The sequence below is a fragment of the Pseudomonas sp. CFBP 13602 genome (assembly GCF_014842725.1).
Classification (GTDB): Bacteria; Pseudomonadota; Gammaproteobacteria; order Pseudomonadales; family Pseudomonadaceae; genus Aquipseudomonas; species Aquipseudomonas baltica.
The window spans coordinates 19749-46541 of the sequence record NZ_JACYVT010000011.1 but is presented as its reverse complement, the minus strand read 5'-3'; the positions used below and the strand labels follow the sequence as shown (position 1 = coordinate 46541).

Here is a 26793-nt window from a genome sequence, read left to right as displayed (position 1 = left end):
CCCCAGGCCCTTTGCTTGACGTAGAGGTTCCCATTACTTCTTCTCCCGCTCCTTGTACCAGCTCGCGCCCTTAAGCTTGCTGCTGAGCCAAGGCCGAATTTTGTCCGGCATTACGGTGTGAATGAAATCCGATAGCAGCGCACCGGCTTCTGGTGACTTCTCGGCAAGCAACTGCGCACCGTCGAAGCCGACTGGCTTGCTTGTCCACTCAGAATGCGACCGCATCGATTCAATTAACTGGGTCATGACGGCCGCGTGCTCACCACCGGATATGGTCTGTAGAGCAGCTTTTGCAGAAGGTGACGAGGTGTTGGACGTCCGTTTGAGCACAGCAAGCGCTTCGGCCGCATCAGCAGAAAGACCTGCGCGTAATACCCGTAAGGGAGTGGTTTCCCTGCTCAGATAAACGACCGGACGGAGGTCTACAGTCGAAAGCTGCGGTTCGAGCCTGATCCAATCTCGCACGAGATCTACTTTGGTCCATAAATCCGGACAAGCCTCCGCAAATTTCACGGGGTCTTCCAGTAGTCCCTCCAGTTCGGCCAGCACTTCCGGTTTGCCACCGGCAGCACCATTTATCATCGAGTAAAGATGGGCGACCGCTTTCTCCTCCATGCAACGCTCAAAAAGAGCTACCTTGGCGATTAGGGCCTCGTTTACAGGCATTTCACGCAGTGCCGCTACCCGTACCCTCATTCGAACGACGTTGAGCATACGCTTCACGATTCTGGGGTTACCCAATACGGAGCTGGAGCTAGCGAGCATTGGCGCAATTCGATCAGCAATCGGAAAAGCTTCGGCAACTTCCACTGGCACATTAGAGCCCAGCAACTCTAAGGCCCTCTCTGTGCTGATGGGTTCGTCTCTCCATGCCTTGCGCAAGTTATCTTCAAGCCCGACTCTTAAGGCCTCGACGCGCTCGCCAGAAACCTTGTTACCGGCCGAGGCAAATAGCATGAATAGGTACGCCCGAACCTCCTGAACTCCCAACCTTGGTACACGAACAGGCACTTGAATAAGTTTGTCCAAGTAATCAGTCACATGACGATCACCAGGATCTTTGAAATGCTCGCTGACCGAATGGCGAACCATCTCCTCATCTGCCGCCACGACAAAAGCCGTATGGTTCATGAAGAGGAACAGACGCAGAGCCTCCAAGGTATGAATCGTCTGCTTGGGCAAGCAGCGATCTAAGTTGTCGACAAAAACGACCAACGTTTTGTCGAGACCGATGAGGACATCTGAAAACTCCTTTCGGAACGCCTCGATCTGTTTGGGAGGAGTTTGCTGCGTTTCTGGGCCAAGCAGCCCGCTAAAGCTATCCTTCGCTTTACCACCTTCATCTTTGAGAGTTCCTAACGAGTCATGATCCGCTTCACCCGAAAAGAGCTTCCCCAGAGCTTCCACCCCTTTCGCACCCAAACCGAAAGCAGGCATACCCAAAGCAAGCGCTCCTCCTTCGACCATGAGACCAAGCATTCGCATTTTGTTGGCCCGCGCAAAAAGCTTCTTCGCTTCAGGTAGAAAGCTGGTTTCTTCGGCAGCGTCGATAAGGGTGGAGGCGATGACCTCCATCAGCGCGGCGCGGGAGTCATCGAAGCCCTGATACAACCAGGCGTCAAAACGAACGACGACGAATTCAGACACTCCCTGAGGAGGGTTCAGTCCATGCTCGATCAGATTGAGCAGCGTGGACTTCCCAGTACCCCAGGAACCGAACACGCCTACGGTAACCGGACGCATGGACGGATCACGGATGACGTCCACAACAAGATCGGCTACTTCTGAGTAATTCAGAAAATCGTTTTTTGTATCGACATCAGCCCACATCTGAGCCTCCTTGCTTGCGGACCATCCCTTGCTTACGAGCTGGGCTTGCTATCACAGACACGCAGCATCGCCTTCATGATCGACATCATTCGTTAAAAAGCGATTCAATGCCACTATTTCGAAATCTAGTGACAAACCTCTTCGTATCAGTTCATTAGGCTTTTGTAGTCACAGGCAAAAGCCCGCTCTGCGAACAAGCCTTGCATTAGATTGAGTTGCAGTACGAGGTTGAGATCATCGGACGCTTGCTAATCAACTTCAATTCATGGGTGCGCAAGTGAAATGCCATTTCGCACGGTATTCCAGTTGGTATTCCAACCAAAAAAATAAAATTATATTGCCTTATAAAACAATATTTTACTGAGTGAATTCAAGTTACCCCGGCACACCAAGCAAGCCTCACAAACCCAACACTGCACGTGTCTCGCCAATGCTTTTTCTGTGCCTGAACCGATGACTCAGGCTCAATCGCACCAGTGCCATAACATCGCTCCAGCCGCCCCCCCCTTGCAGAACCTCAATCACAGGCCGCAAACTCCCCAAAACGACGAGGTACCCCATGGCCCTAGACTACCCGCCCAGCCTCCTGTCCCAAGAAGAACGTTCAGCCATTGCTGAAATCGAAGCCACTACCAACATCCTGCGGTTGGTGACCAGGCTCACCAACATGCGCTTCGCCGCGATCACCAAATTTGGCGACGCTGAGTTGGTCATCTGCTCAGTGCACGATTCCGCTGACCTGGGAATCGGTGCGGGTGAGGCTTTTCCGCTGGAAGACACGATCTGCAGCGAGTTTCAGCGGGATCCCGCGCCGTTGCTGATCCCGAGAGTGAGCCATGACCAGAGCTTTGCCTCACGACTGATCGTCAAGACCTATGATCTGGACAGTTATGTAGGCGTGCCCATTTTTCTGCCTGATGGCCGGTTGTACGGAGCGCTCTGCGCGATCGATTCGCGGCCTGTGCTGTTTGAAGATCCGGATGTGTGCGAAACGCTGGAGATTTTTGCCCGGTTGATCGGGTGCATATTCTTTGCGAGCTTGGCGGTGAAGGTGGCGAGTGCCGGGATTGAGTTGGAGTGATAGCTCAGGTCACGTTCGAGCGATGTGTACACACCGCCCCACACAACAGGCGCGACAACTGCTCCACCGAATACGGTTTATGCAACAACTCGAATCCATCGGTTCCCTTCTCTGCCAGCACATGGCTGTATCCCGATGTCAGCACTACAGGTAACCCTTCGTATCGCCGACGAATCTCATGGGCGAGTTCGATACCCGTCATCCCCGGCATTACCACATCGGAAAACACCACTTTGAATCGGCTGGCGTCGCGGGCCAGCTCGGCCAATGCTTCCTGTCCATTGATGGCAAGGATCGGCCGGTAGCCCAAATCCGACAGTGATTGCATCGCAAAGGCGCCCACCTGAGGGTTGTCTTCGACGATCAATACACCGGTGCCGTGTCCGTGTACCAACTCATGGGTCGCCTCGACACTCCGTGGCTCGCGCGGCTCGGATGCCTGGGGCAGGTAGAGTGTGAATGTGGTGCCTTGATCGACTTCACTGTCCACGGTGATCTCGCCACCCGATTGCTTGGCGAACCCGAATACTTGCGACAGGCCAAGGCCCGTGCCCTGCCCCACGCCTTTGGTGGTGAAAAAGGGCTCGAATATCCTGGCTAGGTGCAGCGGCGCGATGCCGCTGCCGGTATCGGTCATCGAAATCACTACTTGATTGCCCGGCATTATCGGCTGTTCGTCAGACTCGGCTCCCCGGTACGCTGGGCCTACTCGGATGATGGGCGTTAGCGGTTGTCGAACCGGGCGTAAGCATGGCCATCAGCGGAGAGACTGGCGCCCTGCTGGGTGTGCGCCAGGTCGTCGCGGTGGATCAGTTCGAAAAGCGACAGGCCGTAGGCGTCGCTGTAGAGCAGCCACTGCTGCGGCCCCCAGTGAAGGGCCGCGATGCCTTTGGTGTTTAATACCAGCGATAAGGCAGTGCGCAGGGATGCAGGCCATGAGCGGCAATCGGCCAAGGCGGTGCGGGACCAATCCGTGTCGCGCACCACGTCCCCCATTTCTCCGCTGCCGATCATGGCCGGGACAGGAGCCAGCGTATTGGGGGAGTTCGAGCAAGTCTCCTTCACGACCCACGAGCCTCTTTGTATTTATGCTCGTGACACTGCTTGCAAACAATCAACCGGCGCTAGTGCCTGGGCTAGATAGGCATCACAGTTGACCTCCCCACCCACCCTGCCTATCCTCCCGCTCGTTACGCCACATGCGTGACCAGGTTTGACGGCCTGTCTTACATACGAACGCGCAGTCTCAAGACTCGGCACGGGCGCTCTTGCACCCGCTCCGGACTCTATGGCGGCTGTGCGTGGGGCACCTTCGGGTGCGCCGGGTTCGTATGTGACCGGTCCGTCAACCCATGCACAGCTGCCACCCACTCGTTTGACGGCGAGTGCTGGCAGATCTCCCCTCACATACGGAAGTCGCCCCCCATGAAAGATCAAACGAATCTCGCTGCTTACCAATCGCTTCAACGCGCTAGCCAATTGCTAGATACCGCGTCTGTGCTTGCCGCGGAAACGAGCGATGCCAACCAGCAACTCTGTCGCGCGCTTAACCAGGCTGTGGCCTTGCTGACGGAAACGAGCAGGACGTTGGTGGAGGATTCTCTGCTTGAAATGAAGTTGCGGTTCTAACCTCACGCCTGATCAGTCAGACGCAAAACTGAGTGCCTGTCGATCGCGAATGGTGTCGCTTTGAACATAAGCGGCCCCTCACTGGACTGGCCTCCCTACCCCATCGGACTAAACCCCGAACCCGCCGAACAATACCGCTCCCGCAGTGCCGAATTCCGCTCTACACGGCACTGCTCCTTGAACCACTGCTTCGCGCCTTTCCTGCACTCGCGGTATTCAATCGACCCGCTTCGGTAACCCCTGCACACGCTACCGTAATCCACCCGGTTATCGCTGACACTCCATGAAGCGGTGTATGAATTCTTCCTGTCCCAACCGAGTATTTGGTGCGACTCAGAGCTACTGCTGCTACCACCACGCCGAACCGGCTGAGTACCCTGCCCCGCCTTGTACTCCGCCAGATACTGCGCCGACACCATCCCCTGCACGGCCCGTTCCTCCCGCGCAGGCCTGGGCGCATCGCCATACCGACAGCGCAACGTCTGATCAGTAATCGCATTGTCCCCGCCCATGCACTCCTGCAAGCTTTTTGGCGCAGCTGGAGCCACTGCTTGCACAACGGGCGCAGATACAGGCGCAGGCTCAACAACTGGCCGTTCCAACCGCTCAACCGGTTGAGGTAGCGCAGCCGTGCGCGCCGGCTCCAGATACGCCGCAATCCGCGACCAGTTCATCCCCACCGCTACCACTGGCACCAACAGCCAACACCACCACCCCGGATGCACACGTTGTTGAACGCGTGGTCGCGGCGCTATGGGCTCGTCGAGCAGGTCGTCTTGCTGACTCATTTGAATTCCATTTCCCAGACAAAGGTAGAAACACCATCACTGAACTAACTATCGGTAGCCCTTTGCCATTCTTTAGACGTTGCCCCTCCGCTGCACCGTCATAGTGCCGTGTGAAAAATCCCTTAAAAAATCGTTAACGCTTCGTGAAACTCTTGCTAGGATATTCGACTGAGATTCATTCGCACCTGCCAGGAAGGCGCCCCTTAACCTCTATCTTCGTCGGAATTCCTTCCATGGTCCTTCGTTTTCCTTCTCGCCCTACTCTTCTGGCGCTGTGCTGCTCTGTGAGCATCGGCGCCCACGCGGCGGACGCTCTCGTGCTCGATGCCACGTCGATCGACGCGCAAACCAACAGAACCACCAAGGGCGCTTCACCCGATGTGTTTGCCGGTGGCCAAGTCGCGCGCGGTGGGCAGATGGGTGTACTGGGTAACCAGGACAACATGGATGTGCCGTTCACGCTGACCAGCTACACGTCGAAGCTGATCGAAGATCAGCAGGCGGAGGACGTGGGCGATGTGTTGCTCAATGATCCGTCGGTGCGTCAGTCGTTCGGTTTCGGCAACCAGGCGCAGGTGTTCGTGATTCGTGGTTTGCCGCTGTCGAGCGATGACATTTCCTACAACGGTTTGTATGGGGTATTGCCGCGGCAGATCATTTCCACCGATGCGGTAGAGCGGGTCGAGGTGTTCAAGGGGCCGAACGCGTTCATCAATGGCGTGAGCCCGACGGGGACCGGGCTGGGCGGCAGTGTGAACCTGGTGCCCAAGCGGGCAGGTGATGAGCCTATCCGTCGCTACACGCAAGACATCAGCACGGATGGCCGCGTGGGCGAGCACCTGGACTTGGGCCAGCGGTTCGGCGAGGACAACCGTTTCGGTGCGCGGGTGAACCTGGCGCAGCGCGAGGGTGATACGGCCATCGACGACGAGTCCCAGCGCACCAAGCTGTTTACGCTGGGGCTAGATTATCGGGGTGACAACTTCCGCCTGTCCGGCGATTTCGGTTATCAGAAGCAGCGCATCAACAACCTGCGCAACTCGGTGCGTTTGGGCACCATCACGAGCATTCCACGGGCGCCGGATGCCAGCCACAACTACGGTCAGGATTGGACCTACAGCCAGACAGAAGACACCTTCGGCATGTTGCGTGGCGAGTGGGATCTCAACGAGGACTGGACGGCCTACGTGGCGGGTGGCGCGAAGCACACGCGTGAGAACGGTGTGTACGGCACGCCGGTGCTGACGGATTCGAGCACGGGTGCGGCGACCATCGGCGGGTCGAAGATTCCGCACGATGAAGACAATGCCACGTTCATGACCGGGATCAACGGCAACCTGCAGACCGGGCCGGTCAGCCATCAGATCAGCGTGGGCGCGTCGAGCATCTGGACCGAGCAGCGCAATGCCTATGAGTTCTATCAATCCACGGGTACTACCAATATCTACAACACCGCGCCCCTGGCGAAGCCGACTGCAGTGAGCTTCGCGGCCGGAGACATGAGCGATCCCGGCATCACCGGCAAGACGCGCAACCGCAGCCTGGCGGTGTCGGATACTTTGGGTTTCTTTGACGACAAGGTACTGGTGACGGCAGGGCTGCGACGCCAGCAGTTGCTGGTGCAGAACTATGCCTATGAGTCGACCACTGGTGTCGGCGGCTCGCGCACTTCCATGTACGACGAGGCGATCACCACGCCGGTGTATGGCATCGTCTACAAGCCAGTAGAGTCGGTGTCGCTGTTTGCCAACCGTATCGAGGGGTTGTCGGCGGGGCCAACGGCGTCGGGTCAGGTCGTCAACGTGGGTGAGGCGTTTCCGCCGGGGCGCACCAAGCAGGTGGAAGCCGGGATCAAGCTGGACAAGCAATCGTGGGGTGCCACGCTGGCGGCATTTCGCATCGAGCGGCCAACCGATGGTTTCACGCAGAGCTTTGCAACGCCCGGTGGCGGCACCGTCGATGTGTACGTACGCGATGGCAAGCAGGTCAACCGCGGGGTCGAGTTGAGTGTGTTCGGCGAGCCGGTGGAAGGCTTGCGCTTGATGGCCGGCGGTACACGCCTGCAGTCTGAGCTCCAAGACACCGCGGGCGGCTTGAACGACGGCAACCACGCCATCGGCGTGCCGACGTTCCAGCTCAACGCGACTGTGGACTGGGACGTGCCGGGGCTGAACGGCCTGGCACTCAACGCCCGTGCCCTGCGCACCGGCGGGCAGTATGCCGACCAGGCGAACACCCTGAGCCTGCCCACCTGGAACCGCTTCGACGCGGGCGCGCGTTACACCTTCAAGGTCGAGCGCAAGGCCGTCACCTTGCGCATGAACGTGGAGAACATCACCGACAAGAACTACTGGGCCTCGGCCAACGGCGGCTACCTGACCCAGGGTGAGCCACGGCTGGTGAAGTTTTCCGGGACGGTGGATTTCTAAAGGGTGATGGAGTGCGGGTGTGGACGCTGCAGAAGCAACTCCTGGTCCACGCCCAGCGCATCGATGAAGGCGTCGTCGTGGGATACAACCACCAGCGCACCTTGGTACTGACCAAGCATCTGCTCCAGCGCCAGCCTGCTCGGCAGGTCTAGGTGGTTGTCGGGCTCGTCCAGCAACAAGAGCTGGGATGGCCGTTGCGCGTGCAGCAACGCCGCCAACGCTATCTTGAGACGCTCTCCGCCGCTGAGCTGTGAGGTCTGCAGCTGCACGCGGTCGGCGTCGATTCCCAATTGCGCCAGCCGGGTCCTGGCTTCGGCTTCGGGCAGCTCCGGGTTGCTTTCGTAAAGCCACTGCACGGCAGTGCGTTGCGGGTGTTCGAGCCCGGCGTGTTGGTCCAGCCGACCTAACTCCACATTGCAAATGACCTTGCCTGCGCGTGCGAGCAGACGGCCGCTGATGACCTGAAGCAAAGTCGACTTCCCGCTGCCATTCGCGCCCCTGACTGCGATGCGCAGGGGCCCGGTGAGGGTCAAATCGATCGGCGCTGCATGCCCGAACGGCAGTATCAGCTCGTTAAGCTGGAGTACCAGTTTGCCGTTGGGTACGACGGTTTCCGGAGGCAGCATGATGCGCTGGACATCTGTGGCGCAGCGCGCACGCGCATCGGCAATACGTTGTTGTTGCTGGTCGCGGGCGAGCTGTTGCGTGAGGCGTAATTTGCCCTGGCTGTTCTCGCTGCGTTCTTTCTGCGCGTTGGTGATCAGCTTGGTCTGGCTGCCATCACGGGCGTTACGATCGCCGCGGGCATTGCGGCGTTGCTGCCGCTCCATCTGCACGGCCATTTCCCGCTGCTCGCGTTTGGCTTGGGTGCGTTCGCTTTGCAAGGTCGCCTGGAAGGCGTGCTGCTCCTGCTCACGGGCGGCGACGTAATGGCTGTAGTTACCGCCGTAAACAGCAAGACCTATGGGCGACAGCTCGACGATTTCGTCCATGAGTTCGAGTAGGGCGCGGTCGTGGCTGATCATCACCAGTCCATTCGGCCAGCGCTGGATCTGCAGAGCCAGCTTCTGTTGTTGGTCACGGTCAAGATGGTTGCTGGGTTCGTCGAGGATCAGCCAGTCGGCGGTGGATAGCCAGGCGCCCAGCAATGCCACGCGCTGGCGCTCGCCACCGCTAAGGGTGTGCGTGGGTGTGTCGGCGGACAAGTGACCCAGGCCGTTCAGGTCCAGCTCAGCGGACAGGCGTGCTGCACAATCCCAGTGGCCCATCGCGAGCGTATGGTCGTGATCGTCGAGACTGCCCTCCGCAATCCGTTGCAACGCTCGCAGGATATGTTCGACGCCAGCCAGTGCCGCCACGGTGGGAAAGCGTTCGGGCTCGAGCAACTGCGAGACGAGATGGACATGCCCCTCGCAACGGACGCAACCACTGCTAGGCGCACGCTCGGCGGCCAGCAACTGACCAAGCAGGGATTTACCGCTGCCATTGGCGCCGACGATACCGGTGGCTTTGGCGTGGAAGCCGTGATTGAGGTTGTCCAGCAGCAGGCGTCCATCTGGCAGGGTGAGGCAAAGATGGTCTAGCCGGAGATGTCGTTGGGTCATGGGGCTCCTTGTGTGATGACCGTCGGATAGCATCAGCATGAACTGGGGGAATTACCACGTCACACCATTTCAGTTTCGAGTTATTGCCCCGGCCTTCTCTTGGAAAACAGCCCTGTTAGGATGCCCCCCCTTTTGCTGGCCTGGCAGGACAAAACACCTCCAGCCACATTGGACAGGGTGGCCAACAGCTGGCCATGTCCTGTGACTCAACCTCCATTGATCCCCCGGGTAAGGTTTCAGGTACTGATATGCAATGGTTGAAGGACAAGTACGCGGCCACTTCAGTGGCACATCGGCTTTATATGGTTTCGATAGTTCTAGTCTGCTTGGGTTTGTTACTGTCCAGAAGCTGGGGCACTGCCGCTTTGGATGTAACCAGCATGATCGCTGCCGGCTTCATGATTGCGGGCTTCATCATGTGGTGTCTGCCAGTGGCCCGCTGGATGCGTAAGAAATGGCATAAGCCGTTGTACAAAACGCCTATCGTTCTGTTGCACTTGTTAGCACTGCTGGTCGCAACCGGGTTATCGCGCTTTGCTGTTTCCGAAGCATTGGGCTTGCCGCCGCAGTCTTTTGATCTGACGGTTGGCCTGCTGGCGTTGCTGTTCTATATACCGGCGTGGATGGCGGTGGTGGCGTTTTTGCTGTTCCTTGGTGGACTGCTGCTGCTTGCAGTCACAGGTATTGCGGTGGTTGTTTTTGCGGCTATTCAGATGGGTGCCTCATTCCTGAAAATCTTCGGCGTTAATTACTCTCCTCAGTTCAATCCGGCTATGGCGTTGTTCCACTCTGGAGGCGCTATTGCAGCTGGCATGGTGCTGGTTGCGTGCTATTCGTTCTTCACTGACAGCTATCAGCCTTGGGTGCTGTCGGCGATCAGAACGACTGCCGTGATCGCCGATTTTCACCCCGCCCCGAATTACCCCGGTGTACGACCCGGCGAAAGAATTCACCCGTTGGATAACGGTTACACGGCCTATGCACAGGAGCAGCCTGACCACAGCATCGTGATCGGCGTCAGGACGCAGGAGAACAGCGCACATGATCAGCCGTTGGCCAATCCCATCCCCTCTCCGGGGCAGGTGATGAAGCCGCTTTTTGAGCGGTTGTCTGTTCCGGCAGAGCCGGGGAAAGGCGTCCTGAACGAAGCAACAGAACCGCGCGTTCATCCGTAAGAAGCTGGGCATGGCCGCGATGTTCGCGACGAAAACCCGCCGTTAACTCTGCAGATCCGAAGGGTCATGGGTCTTGAGCCAATCCGCCAATGCGGCATTCATGCGCGTTTGCCAACCGGGCCCGGAGGCTCGGAACTCAGCGAGCACGGCAGGTTCGATGCGGATCGAAATACGCTCTCGCACAACACCGGCCTTGGGCCGGCCACGACGGATCACTCGAGTACCTTCGTACTCGTCGGCGCGCTCGAAAAAGGCGTCGGTCAGCTCCGGGGCATCGTCAGGGTCGATCCAGTCGATGTCGGTAGCGGTCTTGTTCTCGCTCATTGGCTTTCCTCATGGAAATGATGCGGCGCACGGGATCCACACCTCGAGGATCACTCGCGCGTGCACAGGCCTGCGGCGCTGAAGATCATAGCTGTTTCAGGTACGCCTGCCACGCATCCCACCCCCACCCCCCATTGAACGCCCCTGCCCCTTACCGCACACTGCCCCCCATTCTTTTCCAATCAAACGGCCTTCCATGAGCGACCAGCCCAACCCCATCCCTCTCATCATCCTCGACGTGCAAGACGCCATCGACCAGCCGAAGTGGAATGGCAAAAGCAACCCCGGCTACCTGGAAACCATTCAGCGGCTGCTGCAGCTTTGGCGTACGAATGGTTGGCCGGTAATGCACGTGAAGCACGATGAACCAACGCCCACATCGACGTACCACACTCACGGGCCGTGGAATGGCATCAAGCGGGAAGTTGCCCCCTTGGACGGTGAACCGGTGATCACCAAACAGCAGAACTGTGCGTTCATTGGCACCGAGTTGGATACCGTGCTCAAGGCCATGCAGGTGACGCGCTTCGTGCTGACGGGCGTGGTCGTTCATAACAGCATGGATGCCACCGTTCGCGCCGGGAAGGCGCTGGGTTACAGCATCACCCTCCCCTCGGACGCCACTACTGCGGTACCCGTGACGGGGGCGGATGGAACCGTTTGGGATGCGGGCACCGTTCATGATCTGACGTTGGCGATACTCGGCAGCGAGTACGCCGAGGTGGTGCTGGCCAGCGATGTCGTCGAGGCGCTCGGGCTGGCGTGATCGGTGAGCGGCGAAACCAACTCCAAATCATCCCGAATACACGCCACCCCATGCGCCACCCCCACCTCCCTCAACAGCGGCCGATCCTGCGCGCAGGCGGGCAGTACGTACGGGCAGCGGGTGCGAAACGCACATCCCGAAGGCGGTGAAATAGGGCTCGGGATATCGCCCTGCAGCACGATCCGCTGCCGCCGCTGCCCCGGTTCGGGCATGGGGATCGCCGACATGAGTGCTTCGGTGTACGGATGGCGCGGGTTGCTGAACAGCTCGCGAGTGGGCGCGATTTCGACGATGCGGCCCAGGTACATCACGGCGACGCGGTCGGCGATGTGGCCAACCACGGCCAGGTCGTGGGTGACGAACAGCATGGTCAGGTTCATCTGTCGGCGGATGCGCGCGAACAGGTTGAGCACCTGGGCCTGGACCGATACGTCGAGGGCGGACACCGGTTCGTCGGCCATGATGAATTCAGGCTCCAGGGTCAGGGCGCGGGCGATGCCGATGCGCTGGCGCTGGCCGCCGGAAAATTCGTGGGGGTAGCGGTCCAGGTACTGCGCGGCGAGGCCGACGGTTTCCAGGGCCTGCCCGGCCTTTTCGCGGCGCCCGGCGGCATCGAGTTCAGGGTTGTGGAAACGCAGGGGCATGGCGAGGATTTCACCGACGCTCATGCGCGGGTTGAGGGAGCCGTAGGGGTCCTGGAAGATCATCTGCATGCGCTTGCGATAGGGTTTGAGCAGGCGGTCGTTGAAGGGCGTGATCTCGGTGTTGTCGAAGACGATGTGCCCGTCGGTAGGTGGGTCGAGCATCATCAGGCTGCGGCCCAGGGTGCTCTTGCCCGAGCCACTTTCGCCCACCAGGCCGAGCACTTCGCCACGGGCGATGCTCAGGTCGACGCCATCCACGGCGCGGACCAGGTTGTCGTCGCGGTCGCGGCGGCTGGCGAGAAACGTCTTGCGCACAGGGAAGTGTTTTTTCAGGCCGACGACGTCGATCAGGGGACGTTCTTTCATCATGCACCTCCGTGTTCGACGGGCAGTTCGCGCCAGCGCACGCAGCGCAGGTCATGGCCCAGTTCGATTTCTTCGAGTTCGGGCGCCTGGCTGTCGCAGCGGCCGGCGATGCTGTAGGCGCAGCGCGGGTGGAAAGCGCAGCCGCTGGGCGGCGAGCTGGGATCGGGGACGAAGCCGGCGATGGTGCCCAGCTCACCCTGCGCCAGCCCGGCCTGTTCGAAACGCGGCACGGCGGCCAGCAGGCCGCGGGTGTAGGGCATGCGCGGCGAGGACAGCACCTGGCTGACGCTGCCCTGTTCGACGATACGCCCGGCGTACATCACCATGACCCGGTCGGCGATTTCCGCCACCACGCCGAAGTTGTGGGTGATGAACAGGATGGCCATGCCGTTCTTCTTCTGCAGGCTGCGCAGCAGGTCGAGAATCTGCGCCTGTACGGTGACGTCCAGCGCCGTGGTGGGCTCGTCGGCGATCAGCACGTCCGGCTCCATGGCCAGGGCGATGGCGATCATCACCCGCTGGCGCATGCCGCCGGACAGCTCGTGCGGGTAACAGTCCAGGCGCTTGACCGGCTCGGGAATGCCGACCTGCTCCAGCAGTGCCAGCGCACGCGCACGGGCGTCGGCCTTGCTCAGCGATTGGTGGAAGCGGATCGCCTCGGCGATCTGGTCGCCCACGCGGTGCACCGGGTTCAGCGAGGTGAGCGGTTCCTGGAAGATCATCGCCACGCGGTTGCCGCGTACGTGGCGCATCTGCTGCTCGCCCATGGCCACCAGGTCGATAGGCTTGCCGTGGTGGTCGGCAACGATGGCGCTGCCGTCGATGCGGGTTTTCGGCGCCTCGGCGAGCAGCTTCATGATGGCCAGACTGGTGACACTTTTGCCTGAACCGCTCTCACCTACCAAGGCGAGGGTTTCGCCGGCGCCGATGGTGAAGTTGATGTCGTGCACCACAGGGACGTAGCCGGCCCCCTTGCGGAAGGCGACGTTGAGGTGCGCCACGGCGATCTTTTCATCTGCGTTCATTTCAGGTCGCTCCTGCCGTCCAGCGCGTCGCGCAGGCCGTCGCCGATGAAGTTGAAACTGGTCACCGCCAGGGTGATGGCCAGCCCGGGAATGATCGCCAGCCAGGGCGCCTTGCCCAGGTACTGTTGGGCGGCGTTGAGCATGTTGCCCCAACTGGGCAACGGTGGCTGGATGCCGTAGCCGAGGAAGCTGATGTAGGCCTCCAGCAGGATGGCGTTGGCGATGGTCAGGGTGGCCGCGACGATGATCGGGCCGATGGCGTTGGGCATCAGTTCGCGGAACATGATCCAGCGGTTGCTGGCGCCGATCATGCGTGCGGCCAGGGTAAAGTCGCGCTCGCGCAGCGAACGGATTTCAGCCTCGACGATGCGCGAGATTTCCATCCAGCTGGTCACGGCGATGATCAGGGTGATCATCATCGGGCTGGGCTTGGTGAAGGCTGCCAGAACCAGTACCAGGAACACGCTGGGAAAAGACAGGAACGCATCGACGAAGCGCATCAGGCCGGCGCCGACCCAGCCGCGGTAGTAACCGGCGATGACGCCGATCAGGGTGCCGATGACGATGCTGATGAGCATGGCGCAGAAACCCACCATCAGCGAGATACGCCCGGCGTTGAGCAGGCGCGCGGCGGTGTCGCGGCCCAGGGCGTCGGTGCCCAGGTAGTGATTGCCGGTGAACGGTGGCGCGAAGCGGTTGCGGATGTCGATAGTCAGGTCGTTGTAGTGCAGCAGGTAGGGGCCGAACACGCAGGCCAGCACCAGTACGGTGATCATCACCACACCGAGCACGGCCAGTTTGTGGCGCATGAAACGGCGCAACGTCGGGTTGGCCAGCCATGCCCAACGGGGCGAAGCAGGCAGGTAACGAGTGGCAGTGGTCATCGGCAATACTCCTTCAGGCCAGCCGTACGCGGGGGTCGGCTACGCCTATCAGCAGGTCGGCAAGCAGGTTGCCCAACAGCACCAGCACCGCCGAAAACATCAGGATGCCCATGATCACCGGGTAGTCGCTGTAGCCCAGGCTGTCGAGAAACAGCCGGCCCATGCCGGGCCAGGTGAACACCGTTTCGGTGACCAGCGCGCCACCGAGAATGGTCGGGATCTGCAGCCCGGCCAGGGTGATCATCGGCAGCAGCGCGTTGCGGATGACGTGGTGGGTGAGCACCCGACGATAGGGCACGCCCTTGGCGCGGGCGGTGCGGACGAAATCCTGGTCGATCACGTCCAGGGTGGCGGAGCGCATGTAGCGGCTCCAGATCGCCACGTTGACCAAGGCCAGCACCAGCACCGGCAGCACCAGGTGAATGGCGTAGTCACCCAGGGATTGGTCACCGATGGTGTACATGTTGCCGGCCGGCAGCCAGCCCAGGTGCAGGGAGAAAAAGAAGATCGCCACCAGGCCGAACCAGAAGGTCGGAACCGACAGCGCCACCATCGCACCCACCGTGGCCAGGGTGTCGAACACCGAATAGCGACGCACTGCGCCAAGCACGCCGACCCAGGTGCCGATGACGATCGACAGCACGGTCGAGGTGCCCATCAGCAGCAACGTCGCGGGCAGGTGTCCGGCAATCACGCTGAGCACCGGGCGGCCGTCGCGAAACGAGTGGCCCCAGTCGCCGACGAACAGGTGGCTGAACCAGTCGATGTACTGCACCAGCAGCGGCCGCTTCAGGCCCAGTTGCTCGGCGATGCGGTCCAGCTCGGCCTGGCTCATGCCGGGGTTGAGGGCGAATTGCGACATGGGCCCGCCGGGGGCCAGGTTTAGCACCATGAAGCCGATCAGCGAAACCAGCACCAGCACCACGGCGCTCTGCCCCAGGCGGTTGAGAATGTAGTTGGGCATGCGTCAGATCCTCTGCGGTACGAACGACGCCCGGCCGTGCGGCCAGGCGTGGGCGTGCATTCAGGTCCAGGACCAGGTGTTGACGTTCCAGGGTTCAATGCGCAGGTTGATGTTGCCGGTGAAGCCCTTGAGGCCCGATTTGTAGCCGCGCACGTAGGTGTACTGGAACAGCGGCAGAATGGGCAGGTCCTGGCGGATGAGGTCCTGCACCTGCACGTACACCGCCTTGCGCTGGGCGACGTCCTGCATGGAGGCACCCTGGGCGAGCAGTTCGTCGACCTTGGCGTTGACGTACTGCGAGTTGTTCTGCCCGGCGCCACCCTTGGCATTGGTCGACTGCGAACCGAAGTAGTCGCGGGTGTCGGGGTCGGCCCCGGTGAGGAAGTTGTTGCCGACGATCACCGAGTCGAATTTGGACTGCACCCAGTACTCGCCCCACATCACGGCGGGCGGCAGGTTGGAGATTTTCATTTCCACGCCGATGGCCAGCCAGGTCTGCTGGATGAACTGCTGCGCCTGTTCACGGATCTGGTTGCCAGCGGTGGTGGAGTTGGTGAACGACAGGCGCACCCCGCCCTTCTCGCGAATGCCGCCTGCACCCGGTTTCCAGCCCGCGTCATCGAGCAGTTTGCTGGCCGCTTCGATGTTGAAGCTTTGCTTGGGCAGGTTGGGGTTGTAGTAGGCCGACTGCTGCGGCATGTAGGTTTCGGTGGGCAGCACCAGGCCGAAATACAGCTCGTCGATGATGGTCTTCTTGTCGATGGCCATGTACAGCGCCTGGCGCACGACGGGGTCCTTGAACTGCGGGCGCTCCATGTTCAGCGTTACCGATTCGATGGTGGCCACCGGCAGGATCACCACGGTGCGTCCGGCCAGGTCCTTGGCTTCCTCGTAATGGTCGGGGGTGATGCCCTGCATCGCGGTGACGTCGATGTCGCCGGTCTTGAACTGGGTGTAGAGCACGGTGAGGTCGGGGATGTACTTGAAGATCACGCTTTCAAGCTGCGGTTTGGTGCCGTAATAGTCCGGGTTGGCCTTGAGCTGGATATGGTCGCCCGCCACCCGCGTGCCCCACTTGAACGGGCCGGTACCGATCGGTGCATTGTTGAACGGTGCGGTGTTGACGTCGGCGGCAGCCGAGAGGATGTGCTTGGGCAGCATGAACGTGGACGACAGAATCGACGCGTAGGGCGCGTAGGACTTCTCCATGCGCCAGTGGATTTCGGTGGGTGAAACCACGGTGATGTCGCGCAGCAGGTCATGCCCCGCGCGGCGGCCACTGCGGAAATTCGGCGAGACGATCAGTTCCAGGGTGTACTTCACGTCTTCGGCGCTGAAAGGCCGACCGTCGTGCCACTTCGCGTCGCTGCGCAGCTTCACCTTCCATTGCAGGCCGTCGGCAGAGATACCGCCATTGGCCACGGTTGGCACTTCAGTGGCCAGGGCCGGGATGAATTCGCCCGTGGGCGCAATGCCGAACAGCGGGTCGAACACGTTCCAGTGGATGCCGTCATCCACCTCGATGTGCGGCATGTGCGGGTTGAACACCGTGGGCTCCTGGGACAGGCCGATGATCACCTGCCCGGACGGCGGCGCTGCCATGGCCGCGAACGATTGGCTGCTGCGGCCCAACGGCAGCAGCGTCCCCGCAGCACCGATGATGGCCATGGCCAGCGCCTGGCGGCGGGTTGGGTTCAACAGAGCGTTGCTTTTATCCGAGTCATCGCGTTGCGACATGCTGAAGCTCCCACTGTGAGGAAGAAAGGGCAGGTGGCAGGCGCTGGAAAGCGTCAGGGACGCTGGACCCGGGCTCGTTCGGACGAGCTTCTGAAGGGTATTGCCGGGTGAACGGGTGGCTCTAGAATCCGGAAATGGGCCGTGGGTTGGAGCCGTCGGTGAAGCGCGAGAGACGAAACGCTTGCGGGTCGACGATCGGGGTTTCGCCGGTGACCAAATTGGCCATCAGCCGCCCGGCCGCCGGGCCGATGCCGAAGCCATGACCGGAGAATCCGGTGGCGATGAAAAAGCCAGGTACGCCCTCTACGGCCGAGATCACCGGCACGGCATCGGGCGTGACATCGATCATGCCGCCCCAGCGCTGCGCGACCCGTACGTTGGCGAACACCGGAAAGGCGCGGGTCAGGCTGGCCAGGGCGCGGTTGGACTGGCGGATCGACGGCACCGGGTCGAGCACGCGGCGGTATTCGAAGGGGCTGGCTTCGTCCAGCGCCCAGCGCTTGGGCAGCACCGCTTCCTGGAAGAAACGCTGGCCCAGGCGAAACGACAGGGACTTGTGTTCCTGCTGCAGAGCAGGCCAGAACTGCCGTGCGTAGCGAAAGGAGTCGGGCACGATGTCAGCAATGTTCTCGTGGCCAGAGGCAACCGTGTAGCCACCGTCCTGACGCTTGCGCACGGCAAAATCCATCGCCCAGATGGCTGCTTCCGGACCACCCTGCAGCGGCGTGGTTCGGATCACTGAATTGAGTACCTTGAGCTGGGGCAGGTGCACCTTCAATGGCGAGCAGAACAGGCTCGACCAGGCGCCGCCGGCCAGCACCACGGACGTGCAGGCGATCGGGCCACGCTCGGTGATGACGCCACTGACCCGGCCCGCCGCGCGCTCGATGCCGCGCACCGCGCATTCGGTGAGGATCACTGCGCCCCGGGCCCGTGCCGCTTCGGCAATCGCCGGGGCCGCCTGCTGAGGCTCGGCGCGACCGTCGTCGGGGGTGTACAGCGCGCCCTTGATCGCTAGCCGCGCGACACCGGGCAGCAAGCCGGCCAGGTCGGTGCCCGAGACCATTCGCGCACGCACCGGGTACTCGTCCAGGTTGGCCTTCCAGCGCTCGTGTTCGGCGTAGCTTTGATCATCCGCGCAGGTGAAGAGAATGCCGGCGCGGGTGTAGCCGACGTCCTTGCCGATGCGCGCGGCCAGGTCGTTCCAGATGTTCAGCGCATGGGCCATCAACGGCAGCTCGCGCGGATCGCGGCGCGAGATGCGCACCCAGCCCCAGTTGCGGCTCGACTGTTCGTGGCCAATGCCGCCTTTTTCGCACAAGGCCACTTTCAAGCCGCGTTCGGCCAGCTCCAAGGCGGTGGATGCACCGACGATGCCGCCGCCGATCACCACCACATCGACTCGGTCCGGCAGGTGTTCATCGCCCTGTACAGGTACTACGCGAGGTCCAGGCATCGGTTGCTGTCATCCCTATGGATCGTGGTGAGAAGGGCCGGGAGGGCCCGGATATTGCACTGCACTTGCCGTGCCTGCCAGACCCAGCCTTGTGCTCGGTGCGGGTTCGGCCATTGTCGTTTCCAGGGAGAGCTACACATGCCCCAAACCGACTCATCCCCAGCTCGTCTGCCGCGCTGCACGACCCAGGGCACGCAAACGCTGGACCGCTCCTTCGACATTCTTCAGGCGATTGCCGCGCGCGGCGCGCCGGGCGCGACCATCGAAGAACTCAGCGCCGATACCCAGCTTAGCCGCGCGACCCTGTATCGGCTGCTCAAGGCGATGAAATCCTACGGCTTCGTGCGCCTGCCACGGCTGCGCGGGCCTTACTTCCTGGGTTACCAGTTGCTCAGCCTGGGTGCCCAGGCCGGCAACACCGGCGGCGTGCGCGAGCTCGCCCGCCCAGCCCTGCTGCGCCTGTGCGAAACCTTCCAGGACAGCTTCTTTCTGTTCGTTCAGGATGGCTACTACGCCTTGTGCCTGGAACTGCACGAAGGAGCCAACCCTACCCAGAGCTTTGCCGATTGCGTGGGCGCGCGCGTGCTCAGCGGCGTCGGCCAGGGCTCGCTGGCATTGCTCAGCCACCTGCCCACTGCGGCACGCGCGCAGATTCTGGAACACAACGCACCGCGCCTGCTGCGCGAATACGCCATCAGCGACAGCGCACTGCGCTCCACCTTCAAGCAGGTGCGCCAGCAGGGTTACGCCTGTGGCCTGGCCGATCGCGTACTGCCGCTGCACACCGGCGTGGCGGTGCCGATCCTGGACGCCGACGCCGCCCCCGTGGGCGCGCTGAGCTGCGCCCTGCCGAGTGTGCGCATGACCCCGCTTTATCAGCAGCGGCTGGTGCAAGCCATGCGCCAGGAAGCGGACCGCATCGCGCAACGGCTCGGGGCTTGAATATGAGCGTGTCATCGGGCGAACCGAGCGAAACGAAACGGCGCGGGATCGACCAAAGGCGCGCTGCCGGTGATCAGGTCCGCCATCAAATGCCCGGCGCCCGGCCCGATACCGAAACCGTGCCCGGAGAAGCCTGTGGCCAGGTAGAAACCGGGCAGGCTCTGCACCTGGTCCATCACCGGCACGATATCGGGCGTGACATCGATCAAGCCGGCCCAGCGCTGCTCGATCCGGGCCTGGGCGAAGATCGGAAACTGCTCGGCAAGCATGCTCAAAGCCTGGTCGAGGTAGGCATCCACCGGCTTGGGGTCATACAGACGCTGTGTCTCGAACGGTGAAGCCTGGGCATTGCTCCAACGCCGGGGCGTGTTGAGCTCCTGCCAGCTCTGGCGGGTCACGCGCAGGCGGTATTCATGGTGGTGAGCCCTGACCATGGGCAGAAAATCGGGCAGGTAGCGAAAGCTGTCCGGTACCAGCGCCGCGACGTTGGCGTTGCGCAGAGCCACGGTATAGCCGCCATCGGCGCGCTTTCTGAACGAGACCTTCTCGGTCGCCACCGCGCACTCCGGGCCGCCTGGCAACGGTGCGGTGCGCATCACCGACCCCAGCACCCGCAGCTGCGGCAGGCGGATACCCAAGTTGCCGCAGAACAGGCTTGACCAGGCACCGGCCGCGAGCACCACGCTGTTGCATCTGATTTCGCCCAGCTCGGTAACCACGGAGCTGATCTTGCCGCCCGAGGTTTCGACACTGCGCGCGGCGCAGCGCACGAACAGCTTCGCGCCGCGTGCCCGGGCGCCCTCGGCGATGGCCGCAGTGGCGATGTCCGGCTCGGCGCGGCCGTCGCTCTCGGTGAACAGCGCGCCGGTCCAGGAGGACGGCACCTTGGCCTGGAGGCGGGCTTGAATCTGCGCGGTGTCGAGCAGCCGCGCCTCGATGCCCAGCGGTTTCGCCTGATCCAGCCAGGCGACCTTGGCCGCCAGCTCCGCGGCGGACTCGCAGGCGTAGAGAATGCCGGAGCGGGTGAAGCCGGTGTCGTGCTGCAACTTCCCCGCCCAACCGTCCCACAGCTTGAGACTGGCGATAGCCAACGGCACCTCGGCCACATCGCGACCCATGGTGCGCACCCAGCCCCAGTTGCGCGACGACTGCTCATGGGCGATGCCACTCTTTTCCACCAGCACCACCGACACGCCCCGTTCGGCCAGGAAGAACGCGGTGCACACACCGACGATGCCGCCACCGATGATCACCACATCGGCGCTGTCGGGCAGTGAGGTGTCGCTGTCGACGTGGGAAATGAGCGGGTACATGGGACTTCCTGCCAATGTCGATACCCAAGGTTTACGCTCCGACACGGCCAACGGCAACCCTTCTGGCAGGGATGCGGCCATGCTCTCACATGCTGAGACGAAGGCATGACCCGGGCTGATTCTGCGATTTTTTTTCAGTCATTATTTGCAACACCTTAGCCGCCATGAGACGTGGCCTGCGGCCATTACCACCGGGCACGTTGTCGCAGGCAAAGCCAGTCCAAGCGGTTGCGCTGAATCGTTTCAGATGCGATAACAAACAGGCAAACGGCGCGAAAATCGCGAATAAAGCAGATCAAAGGGCCCATGCACGCCGTACATCGGCGATCCTCATGTGCCCGCCCCCGCCGTTTGTGCCATCCCTTCGTGGCGTTCTCCTGCTCCTGACCGAGCCTGCCTTTCAACCTCATCGAGGCCATTCATTCGGCGCGCCCAAGCGCCGTGCTGCACACAAGGAACGGACCATTGAGCAATCAATCCACTCCGAACACCCGCCTCTCTCGCCTGTGCGACAAGATCGGCATTCCCTATCCCCTGTTCTGGGGCTTCGTCGGCCTGCTGATTTTCATGATCGGCGACGGTGTCGAACTCGGCTACCTCTCCCCTTTTCTCAGCGACCGCGGCATGCCCGACGGTGAAATCGCCATGGTGTTCACGCTGTATGGCGTCACCGTGGGTATCTCGTCATGGCTGGCCGGTGCCCTGTCCAATATCTGGGGCCCGAAACGGGTGATGATGCTCGGGCTGTTGATCTGGAGCGTGTTCGAAGTGCTGTTCCTGATCTACGGCCTGGAAACCCTGAGCTACCAGATGATCTTGCTGACCTATGGCCTGCGCGGCTTTGGCTATCCGCTGTTCGCCTACGGATTTCTGGTGTGGATCGCCGCGGCAACGCCGTCGCGCAAGATGGGCCTGGCCGTGGGCTGGTTCTGGGTGGCCTATGCAGCCGGTCTGCCGACCTTGGGTTCATTGGTGGCGAGCGTGAGCATTCCACTGATCGGTGCGCTGCAGACGTTCTGGCTGTCGTTCGCGCTGGTGGTGGTTGGCGGCGTGATCGGTCTGGTCGGCATGCGTGAGGCCCACGGCATGCGGCGCCTGGCACCCGAAGGTGAAAAGCCGCTGGTGTCGATGGCCAAGAATGTCACCATCATGTGGTCGCACCCCAAGGTCACGCTCGCCGGTGTGGTGCGCATCATCAATACCTCGTCGATGTTCGGCTTTCTCGTGGTGCTGCCGGGGTTCTTCATGGACACGGTGGGTTTCACCCTGGAGCAATGGCTGCAGCTGCTGACCATCGTCTTCGTGTTCAACATCATCGGCAACATGGGTTCCAGCGTCATCAGCACGCGCATCGGCTACCGCAATACCATCCTCTGGCTGGGCGCGGTGGGCAGCACGATCACCACGCCGCTGTTCTTCTTCATGCCGCAAGCCTTCCCGGATAACTTCCTGCTGGCCTCGGTGTTCGGCGCGCTCTATGGCCTGACACTGGCGTGCTTCGTGCCGCTGTCGGCACTGGCTCCGGCACTGGCGCCGCACAACAAGGCAGCGGCGCTGTCGGTGCTGAGCCTGGGCGCGGGTGCTTCCACCTGGGTGGGGCCTGCGGTGGTGGCGATCTTCAACGAAAGCTTCGGCCTGGAAGGGGTGGTATGGGCGTTTACCGGCCTGTACGCGTTGAGTGCGGTGCTGACGGTGTTCCTGAAGGATCCGGAGCCGGTGCACGAGCCCTTGTTCAGCAAGGCCAAGCGCCGGATCAAGGTGCGCGCGCCACGCCTGGATTATCGCTGGGCGCATGCCTCGAAAGATTGATCGGCACCGTCAGGGCCGCTCGTAGACCGTCACCCGGTTGCGGCCGGCGCGCTTGGAGGCATACAGCGCCTGGTCGGCCCATTCGATCAGTTGCTGGTGCTCGTTGCTGGGGTAGCCCAGATCGGCGACGCCCAGGCTGATGGTGAACCGCACCGGGCCGCTTTCGTGCTCGACCACTTCGGCTTCGATAGCCAGCCGCAGGCGATCGGCCAATATGGCACCGCCCGCCTTGTCGGTGTCCGGCAGCAGCACGGCGAACTCTTCGCCGCCGTAGCGTCCGGCGATGTCCGAATCACGGACCATCGCGCGCAGCACCTGCGCCACGCGCTGGATGACCTGGTCGCCCACCTGGTGGCCATAGGTGTCGTTGACCCGTTTGAAGTGGTCGATGTCGAACATGATCAACGAGGTCGCGTGGCCATAGCGCCCGTGTCGTGCGTACTCGACCTTGAGTGCTTCCTCCCAGTGACCACGGTTGTACAACCCGGTCAGGCGATCGGTGCTGGAAAGCTTCTGCAGTTGCAGGTTCGACGCCTGCAACTGACGGCGGTTGGTGGCCACGTCGGTCACATCGTAGATGACCACGCAGATGTGCTTGATCTCGCTGTTGGTGGAGCGCAACGGCAGGATGGTGGTGTTCTGGTACATGAACGCTTCGTGCCCGGTGATCGGCTGATAGTTCTTGAAGCGCACCAGGTACGGGCGTTGTTCCCAGATGGTGAAGGCCGGCGTGCCGAGGGTGACCACGCTGCTGACCTTCTTGCGGAACCACTCGCGGTCGATCTCCGGGAACAGGCTGAAGAAGGCCTGGCCGATGGCGTCCCTGGGTTGCACGCCGGAGCGGTTTTCCATGAAGGTGTTCCAGACCTGCACCTGGTAGTCGCTGTCGAGCACCACCACGCCAACGTCGATGCTCTGCGTGATCGCCAGCAGCCAGTGAAATTCGTCCAGTTCGATAGGTCTGTTCATGGCTCAGTTCATCAGGTAGTCGAGCTTGTCGCGCAGCAACTGCACCGAGTCTTCGGTGAACAGCAACAGCAAGTCGAAATGAATGCAGTGGCCTTCCAGCGCGTAGCTGATTTCGACAGTCAGGGTCTTTTTCCAGCGGTGCCTGCCGACTTCGATCAGGTCGTCGATCGCGCCGTGGTCGCCGAGAAGGTGCGGATGGCTCTGTGAGAACATCACGTCCAACTGCTGGGCCAGGCCGCTGAGGCAGGCGCCGATGATGACCGACGAGAGGTCCAGAAGCATTTCCTGGTCGGAGTAGTCCAGCGCACTGCGGTTCATCAGTCGAGCCAGGTCGGCGATGTCGCAGTCGTGGAAGATCAGCATCGCTTCACCGGCGATGCCGCCGCCGATGAAGCCTTGGCAGATTGCCGTGATCGGCTGTGTACTCTGCACGTCGGCCAGGACCATGTGCAACTCGCTGGCTTCGAGCAGGTTGACGTTGGGTACGGGCAAGTGGATGAACACGCCGAGCACCTTGGCCAGCATGGCAGCAGCCTGGCCCATGGCAACGTTGATGGCCTCGCGCAGAGCGTCGATGAAGCCGATGTGGATGGTGCTGTCGCTGCCGCCGCGCAAGGGGCCGCCGGTAGTCTTTTCCAGCAGGCCGGCCTGGAGCAGGACTCGGCGCAACTCGTCGGGCTCGGCCGGCTTCTTGATGAAGGCCAGCGCACCGAGTTCGCGTACCCGGCGCAGCGCCTGATCCTGCACGTCGCCGGAGACGACGATGACCTTGCAGCGCAAACCGTGCTCACGCAGTGCTGCCAAGACCTGGTAGCCGTCCATGTCGGGCATGGTCAGGTCGAGCAACATGACATCGCCTTTACCCTCACGGATAGCCTCGAGCGCCTGGCGGCCGTTCACCGCTTGGGTGATGGTGGTGTCCCAATCCGCTGGCAGGGCGCGCAGCAGCTGCTTGCGGGCCATGTTCGAGTCATCGCAGATCAGCAGGGGAATGGGCGGCATGGCCTCTCGTTCTCTTCATGGGGCGACGCGCATGATCGCCATTGATGCACCATTGCTCACCTTACCTCCAAGGCCCTGTTCGCCGCTACCTTGCGTGCTGGCTATTTGCTTTCTTTCGGCGCGAATGCCGATGTGGCTTAGCGCGGTCTGCCTGATTCACCGCATCGACCGCCGACGCGGCTTGCGCCGCTGCTACAAGGGTTGCGAATCGACCACGACAGGCCTCTGTAGCAGCGGCGCAAGCCGCGTCCGGGCTCACCGCGGTCTGCCTGATTCACCACATCTGCGGCCGAGGCGGCTACAGTAGGGGGTTCGGGGGGCAACTTGCCCGGTATATGCTCAAGTTGTATGATGTCTGTTAACAACCCGCCCACAGGACACGGAGACAACAATGCCTAACATCCTCGGTCACAACTTCATCGGCGGCAACCGCAGCGCCAGTGGCGAGCCCAAACTCAAGAGTGTCGACGCCACCACTGGCGAGGCGCTTCCTTATAGCTTCTACCAAGCCACCGATGCCGAAGTCGACGCCGCCTGCCAGGCCGCCGACGACGCTTTCCTGGAATATCGCCAGCTGAGCCCCGCTCGCCGCGCTGAATTCCTCGATGCCATCGCTGACGAACTCGATGCGCTGGGTGATGATTTCGTGGCAGTCGTCTGCCAGGAAACCGCCCTGCCTGCCGGCCGCATCCAAGGCGAACGCGGTCGCACCAGCGGCCAGATGCGCCTGTTTGCCAAAGTGCTGCGCCGTGGCGACTTCCTCGGTGCCCGGATCGACCTCGCCCTGCCCGACCGCAAGCCGCTGCCGCGCGTCGACCTGCGCCAGTACCGCATCGGCGTCGGCCCGGTTGCCGTGTTCGGCGCCAGCAACTTCCCTCTGGCGTTCTCCACGGCCGGTGGCGACACCGCCGCCGCGCTGGCCTCGGGTTGCCCGGTTGTATTCAAGGCCCACAGCGGGCACATGGCGACAGCCGATCTGGTCGGCACCGCCATCATCCGCGCGGCAGAAAAGACCGGCATGCCCAAGGGCGTGTTCAACATGATCTTCGGTGCCGGCGTCGGCGAGCCGCTGGTCAAGCATCCGGCCATTCAAGCAGTCGGCTTCACCGGCTCGCTGAACGGCGGCAATGCGCTGTGCAAAATGGCCGCCGAGCGTGCCCAGCCGATCCCGGTGTTCGCTGAAATGTCCAGTATCAACCCGGTCGTCCTGCTGCCGGACGCCTTGGCCACCCGCGGCGAAACCGTGGCCAAGGAACTGGCGGCGTCCGTGGTGATGGGCGGTGGTCAGTTCTGCACCAACCCGGGCTTGGTGATCGGCGTTCGCTCGCCGGCCTTCAGCGCTTTCCTCGAGCAGCTGCAAACGCAGATGGCTGCCCAGGCGCCGCAAACCATGCTCAATGCCGGTGGTCTGCGCAGCTACAGCAAAGGTGTCGAACACCTGCTGGCCCATGAAGGCATCACGCACCTGGCCGGTAACCCGCAGGAAGGCCAACAGGCTCAGGCGCAACTGTTCAAGGCTGATGTGAGCCTGCTGCTCAATGGCGACGAACTGCTACAGGAAGAAGTCTTCGGCCCGGCCACCGTGGTGATCGAAGTCGCCGACGATGCCGAGCTCAAAACCGCGCTGCAATCGCTGCGCGGACAGCTGACCGCCACCCTGATCGGCGAACCGGCCACCGACCTGGTCAAGTACCAATGGCTGGTGCCGGTGCTGGAACAGAAAGTCGGCCGCATTCTGGTCAACGGCTACCCGACCGGTGTGGAAGTGTCCGACGCCATGGTCCACGGCGGCCCTTACCCAGCCACCTCGGATGCGCGCGGTACCTCTGTCGGCACCCTGGCGATCGACCGCTTCCTGCGTCCGGTCTGCTACCAGAACTACCCGGACGCGCTGCTGCCCGAAGCGCTGCGCAATGCCAACCCGCTGGGCCTGCAACGCCTGGTGAACGGTGAGTGGAGTTCGCAGCCGATCGCTTGATGCAACGGCCGCAACAACCAGACGGCGCGATCTCGATCGCGCCGTTTTTTTTTGCCTCGGTGATCCGACTTTTTGTTT

Annotated in this window: 22 protein-coding genes; 8 read left to right on the top strand and 14 right to left on the bottom strand. The window is 61.9% G+C overall.

The genetic code is table 11. The annotated features are described in order from the left end of the window. Positions 1–33: 33 nt before the first annotated feature. Positions 34–1830 (bottom strand): KAP family P-loop NTPase fold protein, encoded by a 1797-nt coding sequence (locus IFU31_RS20240; protein WP_192104404.1) that lies wholly within the window; start codon positions 1828–1830, stop codon positions 34–36. A 559-nt stretch (positions 1831–2389) separates the two neighbouring features. Here IFU31_RS20240 and IFU31_RS20235 point away from each other — a divergent pair. Continuing rightward, complete coding sequence (locus IFU31_RS20235) at positions 2390–2911, top strand: GAF domain-containing protein (protein ID WP_192104402.1); 522 nt, start codon at positions 2390–2392, stop codon at positions 2909–2911. 4 nt (positions 2912–2915) lie between these two features. Here the strand turns inward: IFU31_RS20235 and IFU31_RS20230 are convergent, their stop codons facing one another. Then, the gene (locus IFU31_RS20230; RefSeq protein WP_192104400.1) at positions 2916–3575 is read right to left on the bottom strand and encodes an ATP-binding protein; all 660 of its coding nucleotides are present in this window, start codon (positions 3573–3575) and stop codon (positions 2916–2918) included. A gap of 59 nt (positions 3576–3634) precedes the next feature. Then, entirely contained in the window at positions 3635–3976 is a 342-nt protein-coding gene (locus IFU31_RS20225) for a hypothetical protein (protein ID WP_192104398.1), read from the bottom strand. A gap of 360 nt (positions 3977–4336) precedes the next feature. Here IFU31_RS20225 and IFU31_RS20220 point away from each other — a divergent pair, with 360 nt between their 5' ends. Both IFU31_RS20220 and IFU31_RS20215 read left to right on the top strand, forming a co-directional pair. Further along, complete coding sequence (locus IFU31_RS20220) at positions 4337–4540, top strand: hypothetical protein (protein ID WP_192104396.1); 204 nt, start codon at positions 4337–4339, stop codon at positions 4538–4540. Between the two features lie 1021 nt (positions 4541–5561). Continuing rightward, positions 5562–7757, top strand: coding sequence for a TonB-dependent receptor (locus IFU31_RS20215; protein ID WP_192104394.1), 2196 nt, complete (start codon positions 5562–5564; stop codon positions 7755–7757). On the opposite strand, the gene IFU31_RS20210 is transcribed toward IFU31_RS20215, so the two are convergent. Continuing rightward, positions 7754–9361 carry an ATP-binding cassette domain-containing protein gene (locus tag IFU31_RS20210; RefSeq protein WP_192104392.1) on the bottom strand — a complete coding sequence of 536 codons (1608 nt, stop codon included), beginning with the start codon at positions 9359–9361 and terminating at the stop codon, positions 7754–7756. The two genes, IFU31_RS20215 and IFU31_RS20210, sit on opposite strands and share 4 nt — an antisense overlap. 248 nt (positions 9362–9609) lie before the next feature. Here IFU31_RS20210 and IFU31_RS20205 point away from each other — a divergent pair, with 248 nt between their 5' ends. Next, a complete protein-coding gene (locus IFU31_RS20205) occupies positions 9610–10536 on the top strand; it encodes a hypothetical protein (protein WP_192104390.1) in 927 nt (308 codons plus the stop codon). 42 nt (positions 10537–10578) lie between these two features. Here the strand turns inward: IFU31_RS20205 and IFU31_RS20200 are convergent, their stop codons facing one another. Then, positions 10579–10860 carry a BrnA antitoxin family protein gene (locus tag IFU31_RS20200; RefSeq protein WP_192056360.1) on the bottom strand — a complete coding sequence of 94 codons (282 nt, stop codon included), beginning with the start codon at positions 10858–10860 and terminating at the stop codon, positions 10579–10581. A gap of 196 nt (positions 10861–11056) precedes the next feature. Between IFU31_RS20200 and IFU31_RS20195 the strand changes: the two genes are divergently transcribed. Further along, positions 11057–11626 (top strand): isochorismatase family protein, encoded by a 570-nt coding sequence (locus tag IFU31_RS20195; protein ID WP_192104388.1) that lies wholly within the window; start codon positions 11057–11059, stop codon positions 11624–11626. On the opposite strand, the gene IFU31_RS20190 is transcribed toward IFU31_RS20195, so the two are convergent. From IFU31_RS20190 to IFU31_RS20165, 6 genes are all read right to left on the bottom strand, one after another. Continuing rightward, a complete protein-coding gene (locus IFU31_RS20190; protein WP_197975956.1) occupies positions 11539–12636 on the bottom strand; it encodes an ABC transporter ATP-binding protein in 1098 nt (365 codons plus the stop codon). The two genes, IFU31_RS20195 and IFU31_RS20190, sit on opposite strands and share 88 nt — an antisense overlap. After that, positions 12636–13661 (bottom strand): ABC transporter ATP-binding protein, encoded by a 1026-nt coding sequence (locus IFU31_RS20185; RefSeq protein WP_192104383.1) that lies wholly within the window; start codon positions 13659–13661, stop codon positions 12636–12638. Before IFU31_RS20185 ends, IFU31_RS20190 begins: the two co-directional genes overlap by 1 nt. Then, positions 13658–14545, bottom strand: a complete 888-nt coding sequence (locus IFU31_RS20180; protein WP_192059973.1) for an ABC transporter permease — start codon at positions 14543–14545, stop codon at positions 13658–13660. The genes IFU31_RS20185 and IFU31_RS20180 overlap by 4 nt, the downstream gene beginning before the upstream one ends. 13 nt (positions 14546–14558) lie before the next feature. Further along, positions 14559–15509, bottom strand: coding sequence for an ABC transporter permease (locus IFU31_RS20175; protein ID WP_192104381.1), 951 nt, complete (start codon positions 15507–15509; stop codon positions 14559–14561). A gap of 60 nt (positions 15510–15569) precedes the next feature. After that, positions 15570–17246 carry a peptide ABC transporter substrate-binding protein gene (locus IFU31_RS20170; RefSeq protein WP_192104379.1) on the bottom strand — a complete coding sequence of 559 codons (1677 nt, stop codon included), beginning with the start codon at positions 17244–17246 and terminating at the stop codon, positions 15570–15572. 121 nt (positions 17247–17367) lie between these two features. After that, positions 17368–18702, bottom strand: a complete 1335-nt coding sequence (locus tag IFU31_RS20165) for an NAD(P)/FAD-dependent oxidoreductase (protein WP_192104377.1) — start codon at positions 18700–18702, stop codon at positions 17368–17370. Between the two features lie 138 nt (positions 18703–18840). Between IFU31_RS20165 and IFU31_RS20160 the strand changes: the two genes are divergently transcribed. Further along, on the top strand, positions 18841–19644 hold the full coding sequence (locus tag IFU31_RS20160) for an IclR family transcriptional regulator (RefSeq protein ID WP_192056350.1): 804 nt from the start codon (positions 18841–18843) through the stop codon (positions 19642–19644). 11 nt (positions 19645–19655) lie between these two features. Here the strand turns inward: IFU31_RS20160 and IFU31_RS20155 are convergent, their stop codons facing one another. Further along, a complete protein-coding gene (locus tag IFU31_RS20155; RefSeq protein WP_192104375.1) occupies positions 19656–20957 on the bottom strand; it encodes an NAD(P)/FAD-dependent oxidoreductase in 1302 nt (433 codons plus the stop codon). Positions 20958–21422: 465 nt separating this feature from the next. On the opposite strand from IFU31_RS20155, the gene IFU31_RS20150 reads away from it, so the two are divergent. Continuing rightward, positions 21423–22766, top strand: a complete 1344-nt coding sequence (locus IFU31_RS20150) for an MFS transporter (protein WP_213016780.1) — start codon at positions 21423–21425, stop codon at positions 22764–22766. A 9-nt stretch (positions 22767–22775) separates the two neighbouring features. On the opposite strand, the gene IFU31_RS20145 is transcribed toward IFU31_RS20150, so the two are convergent. Next, positions 22776–23735 carry a sensor domain-containing diguanylate cyclase gene (locus IFU31_RS20145; protein ID WP_192104372.1) on the bottom strand — a complete coding sequence of 320 codons (960 nt, stop codon included), beginning with the start codon at positions 23733–23735 and terminating at the stop codon, positions 22776–22778. Positions 23736–23738: 3 nt separating this feature from the next. Beyond that, positions 23739–24737 (bottom strand): response regulator, encoded by a 999-nt coding sequence (locus tag IFU31_RS20140; protein ID WP_122480242.1) that lies wholly within the window; start codon positions 24735–24737, stop codon positions 23739–23741. Between the two features lie 391 nt (positions 24738–25128). Between IFU31_RS20140 and IFU31_RS20135 the strand changes: the two genes are divergently transcribed. Further along, positions 25129–26715 carry an aldehyde dehydrogenase (NADP(+)) gene (locus IFU31_RS20135; RefSeq protein ID WP_192056342.1) on the top strand — a complete coding sequence of 529 codons (1587 nt, stop codon included), beginning with the start codon at positions 25129–25131 and terminating at the stop codon, positions 26713–26715. Positions 26716–26793 lie beyond the last annotated feature (78 nt).

Coding starts and splice junctions, on each gene's coding strand:
- IFU31_RS20240 (WP_192104404.1), bottom strand. CDS start 1,830: ATGTGGGCTGATGTCGATACAAAAAACGATTTTCTGAATTACTCAGAA.
- IFU31_RS20235 (WP_192104402.1), top strand. CDS start 2,390: ATGGCCCTAGACTACCCGCCCAGCCTCCTGTCCCAAGAAGAACGTTCA.
- IFU31_RS20230 (WP_192104400.1), bottom strand. CDS start 3,575: ATGCCGGGCAATCAAGTAGTGATTTCGATGACCGATACCGGCAGCGGC.
- IFU31_RS20220 (WP_192104396.1), top strand. CDS start 4,337: ATGAAAGATCAAACGAATCTCGCTGCTTACCAATCGCTTCAACGCGCT.
- IFU31_RS20215 (WP_192104394.1), top strand. CDS start 5,562: ATGGTCCTTCGTTTTCCTTCTCGCCCTACTCTTCTGGCGCTGTGCTGC.
- IFU31_RS20210 (WP_192104392.1), bottom strand. CDS start 9,361: ATGACCCAACGACATCTCCGGCTAGACCATCTTTGCCTCACCCTGCCA.
- IFU31_RS20205 (WP_192104390.1), top strand. CDS start 9,610: ATGCAATGGTTGAAGGACAAGTACGCGGCCACTTCAGTGGCACATCGG.
- IFU31_RS20200 (WP_192056360.1), bottom strand. CDS start 10,860: ATGAGCGAGAACAAGACCGCTACCGACATCGACTGGATCGACCCTGAC.
- IFU31_RS20195 (WP_192104388.1), top strand. CDS start 11,057: ATGAGCGACCAGCCCAACCCCATCCCTCTCATCATCCTCGACGTGCAA.
- IFU31_RS20190 (WP_197975956.1), bottom strand. CDS start 12,636: ATGAAAGAACGTCCCCTGATCGACGTCGTCGGCCTGAAAAAACACTTC.
- IFU31_RS20185 (WP_192104383.1), bottom strand. CDS start 13,661: ATGAACGCAGATGAAAAGATCGCCGTGGCGCACCTCAACGTCGCCTTC.
- IFU31_RS20180 (WP_192059973.1), bottom strand. CDS start 14,545: ATGACCACTGCCACTCGTTACCTGCCTGCTTCGCCCCGTTGGGCATGG.
- IFU31_RS20175 (WP_192104381.1), bottom strand. CDS start 15,509: ATGCCCAACTACATTCTCAACCGCCTGGGGCAGAGCGCCGTGGTGCTG.
- IFU31_RS20170 (WP_192104379.1), bottom strand. CDS start 17,246: ATGTCGCAACGCGATGACTCGGATAAAAGCAACGCTCTGTTGAACCCA.
- IFU31_RS20165 (WP_192104377.1), bottom strand. CDS start 18,702: ATGCCTGGACCTCGCGTAGTACCTGTACAGGGCGATGAACACCTGCCG.
- IFU31_RS20160 (WP_192056350.1), top strand. CDS start 18,841: ATGCCCCAAACCGACTCATCCCCAGCTCGTCTGCCGCGCTGCACGACC.
- IFU31_RS20155 (WP_192104375.1), bottom strand. CDS start 20,957: ATGTACCCGCTCATTTCCCACGTCGACAGCGACACCTCACTGCCCGAC.
- IFU31_RS20145 (WP_192104372.1), bottom strand. CDS start 23,735: ATGAACAGACCTATCGAACTGGACGAATTTCACTGGCTGCTGGCGATC.
- IFU31_RS20140 (WP_122480242.1), bottom strand. CDS start 24,737: ATGCCGCCCATTCCCCTGCTGATCTGCGATGACTCGAACATGGCCCGC.
- IFU31_RS20135 (WP_192056342.1), top strand. CDS start 25,129: ATGCCTAACATCCTCGGTCACAACTTCATCGGCGGCAACCGCAGCGCC.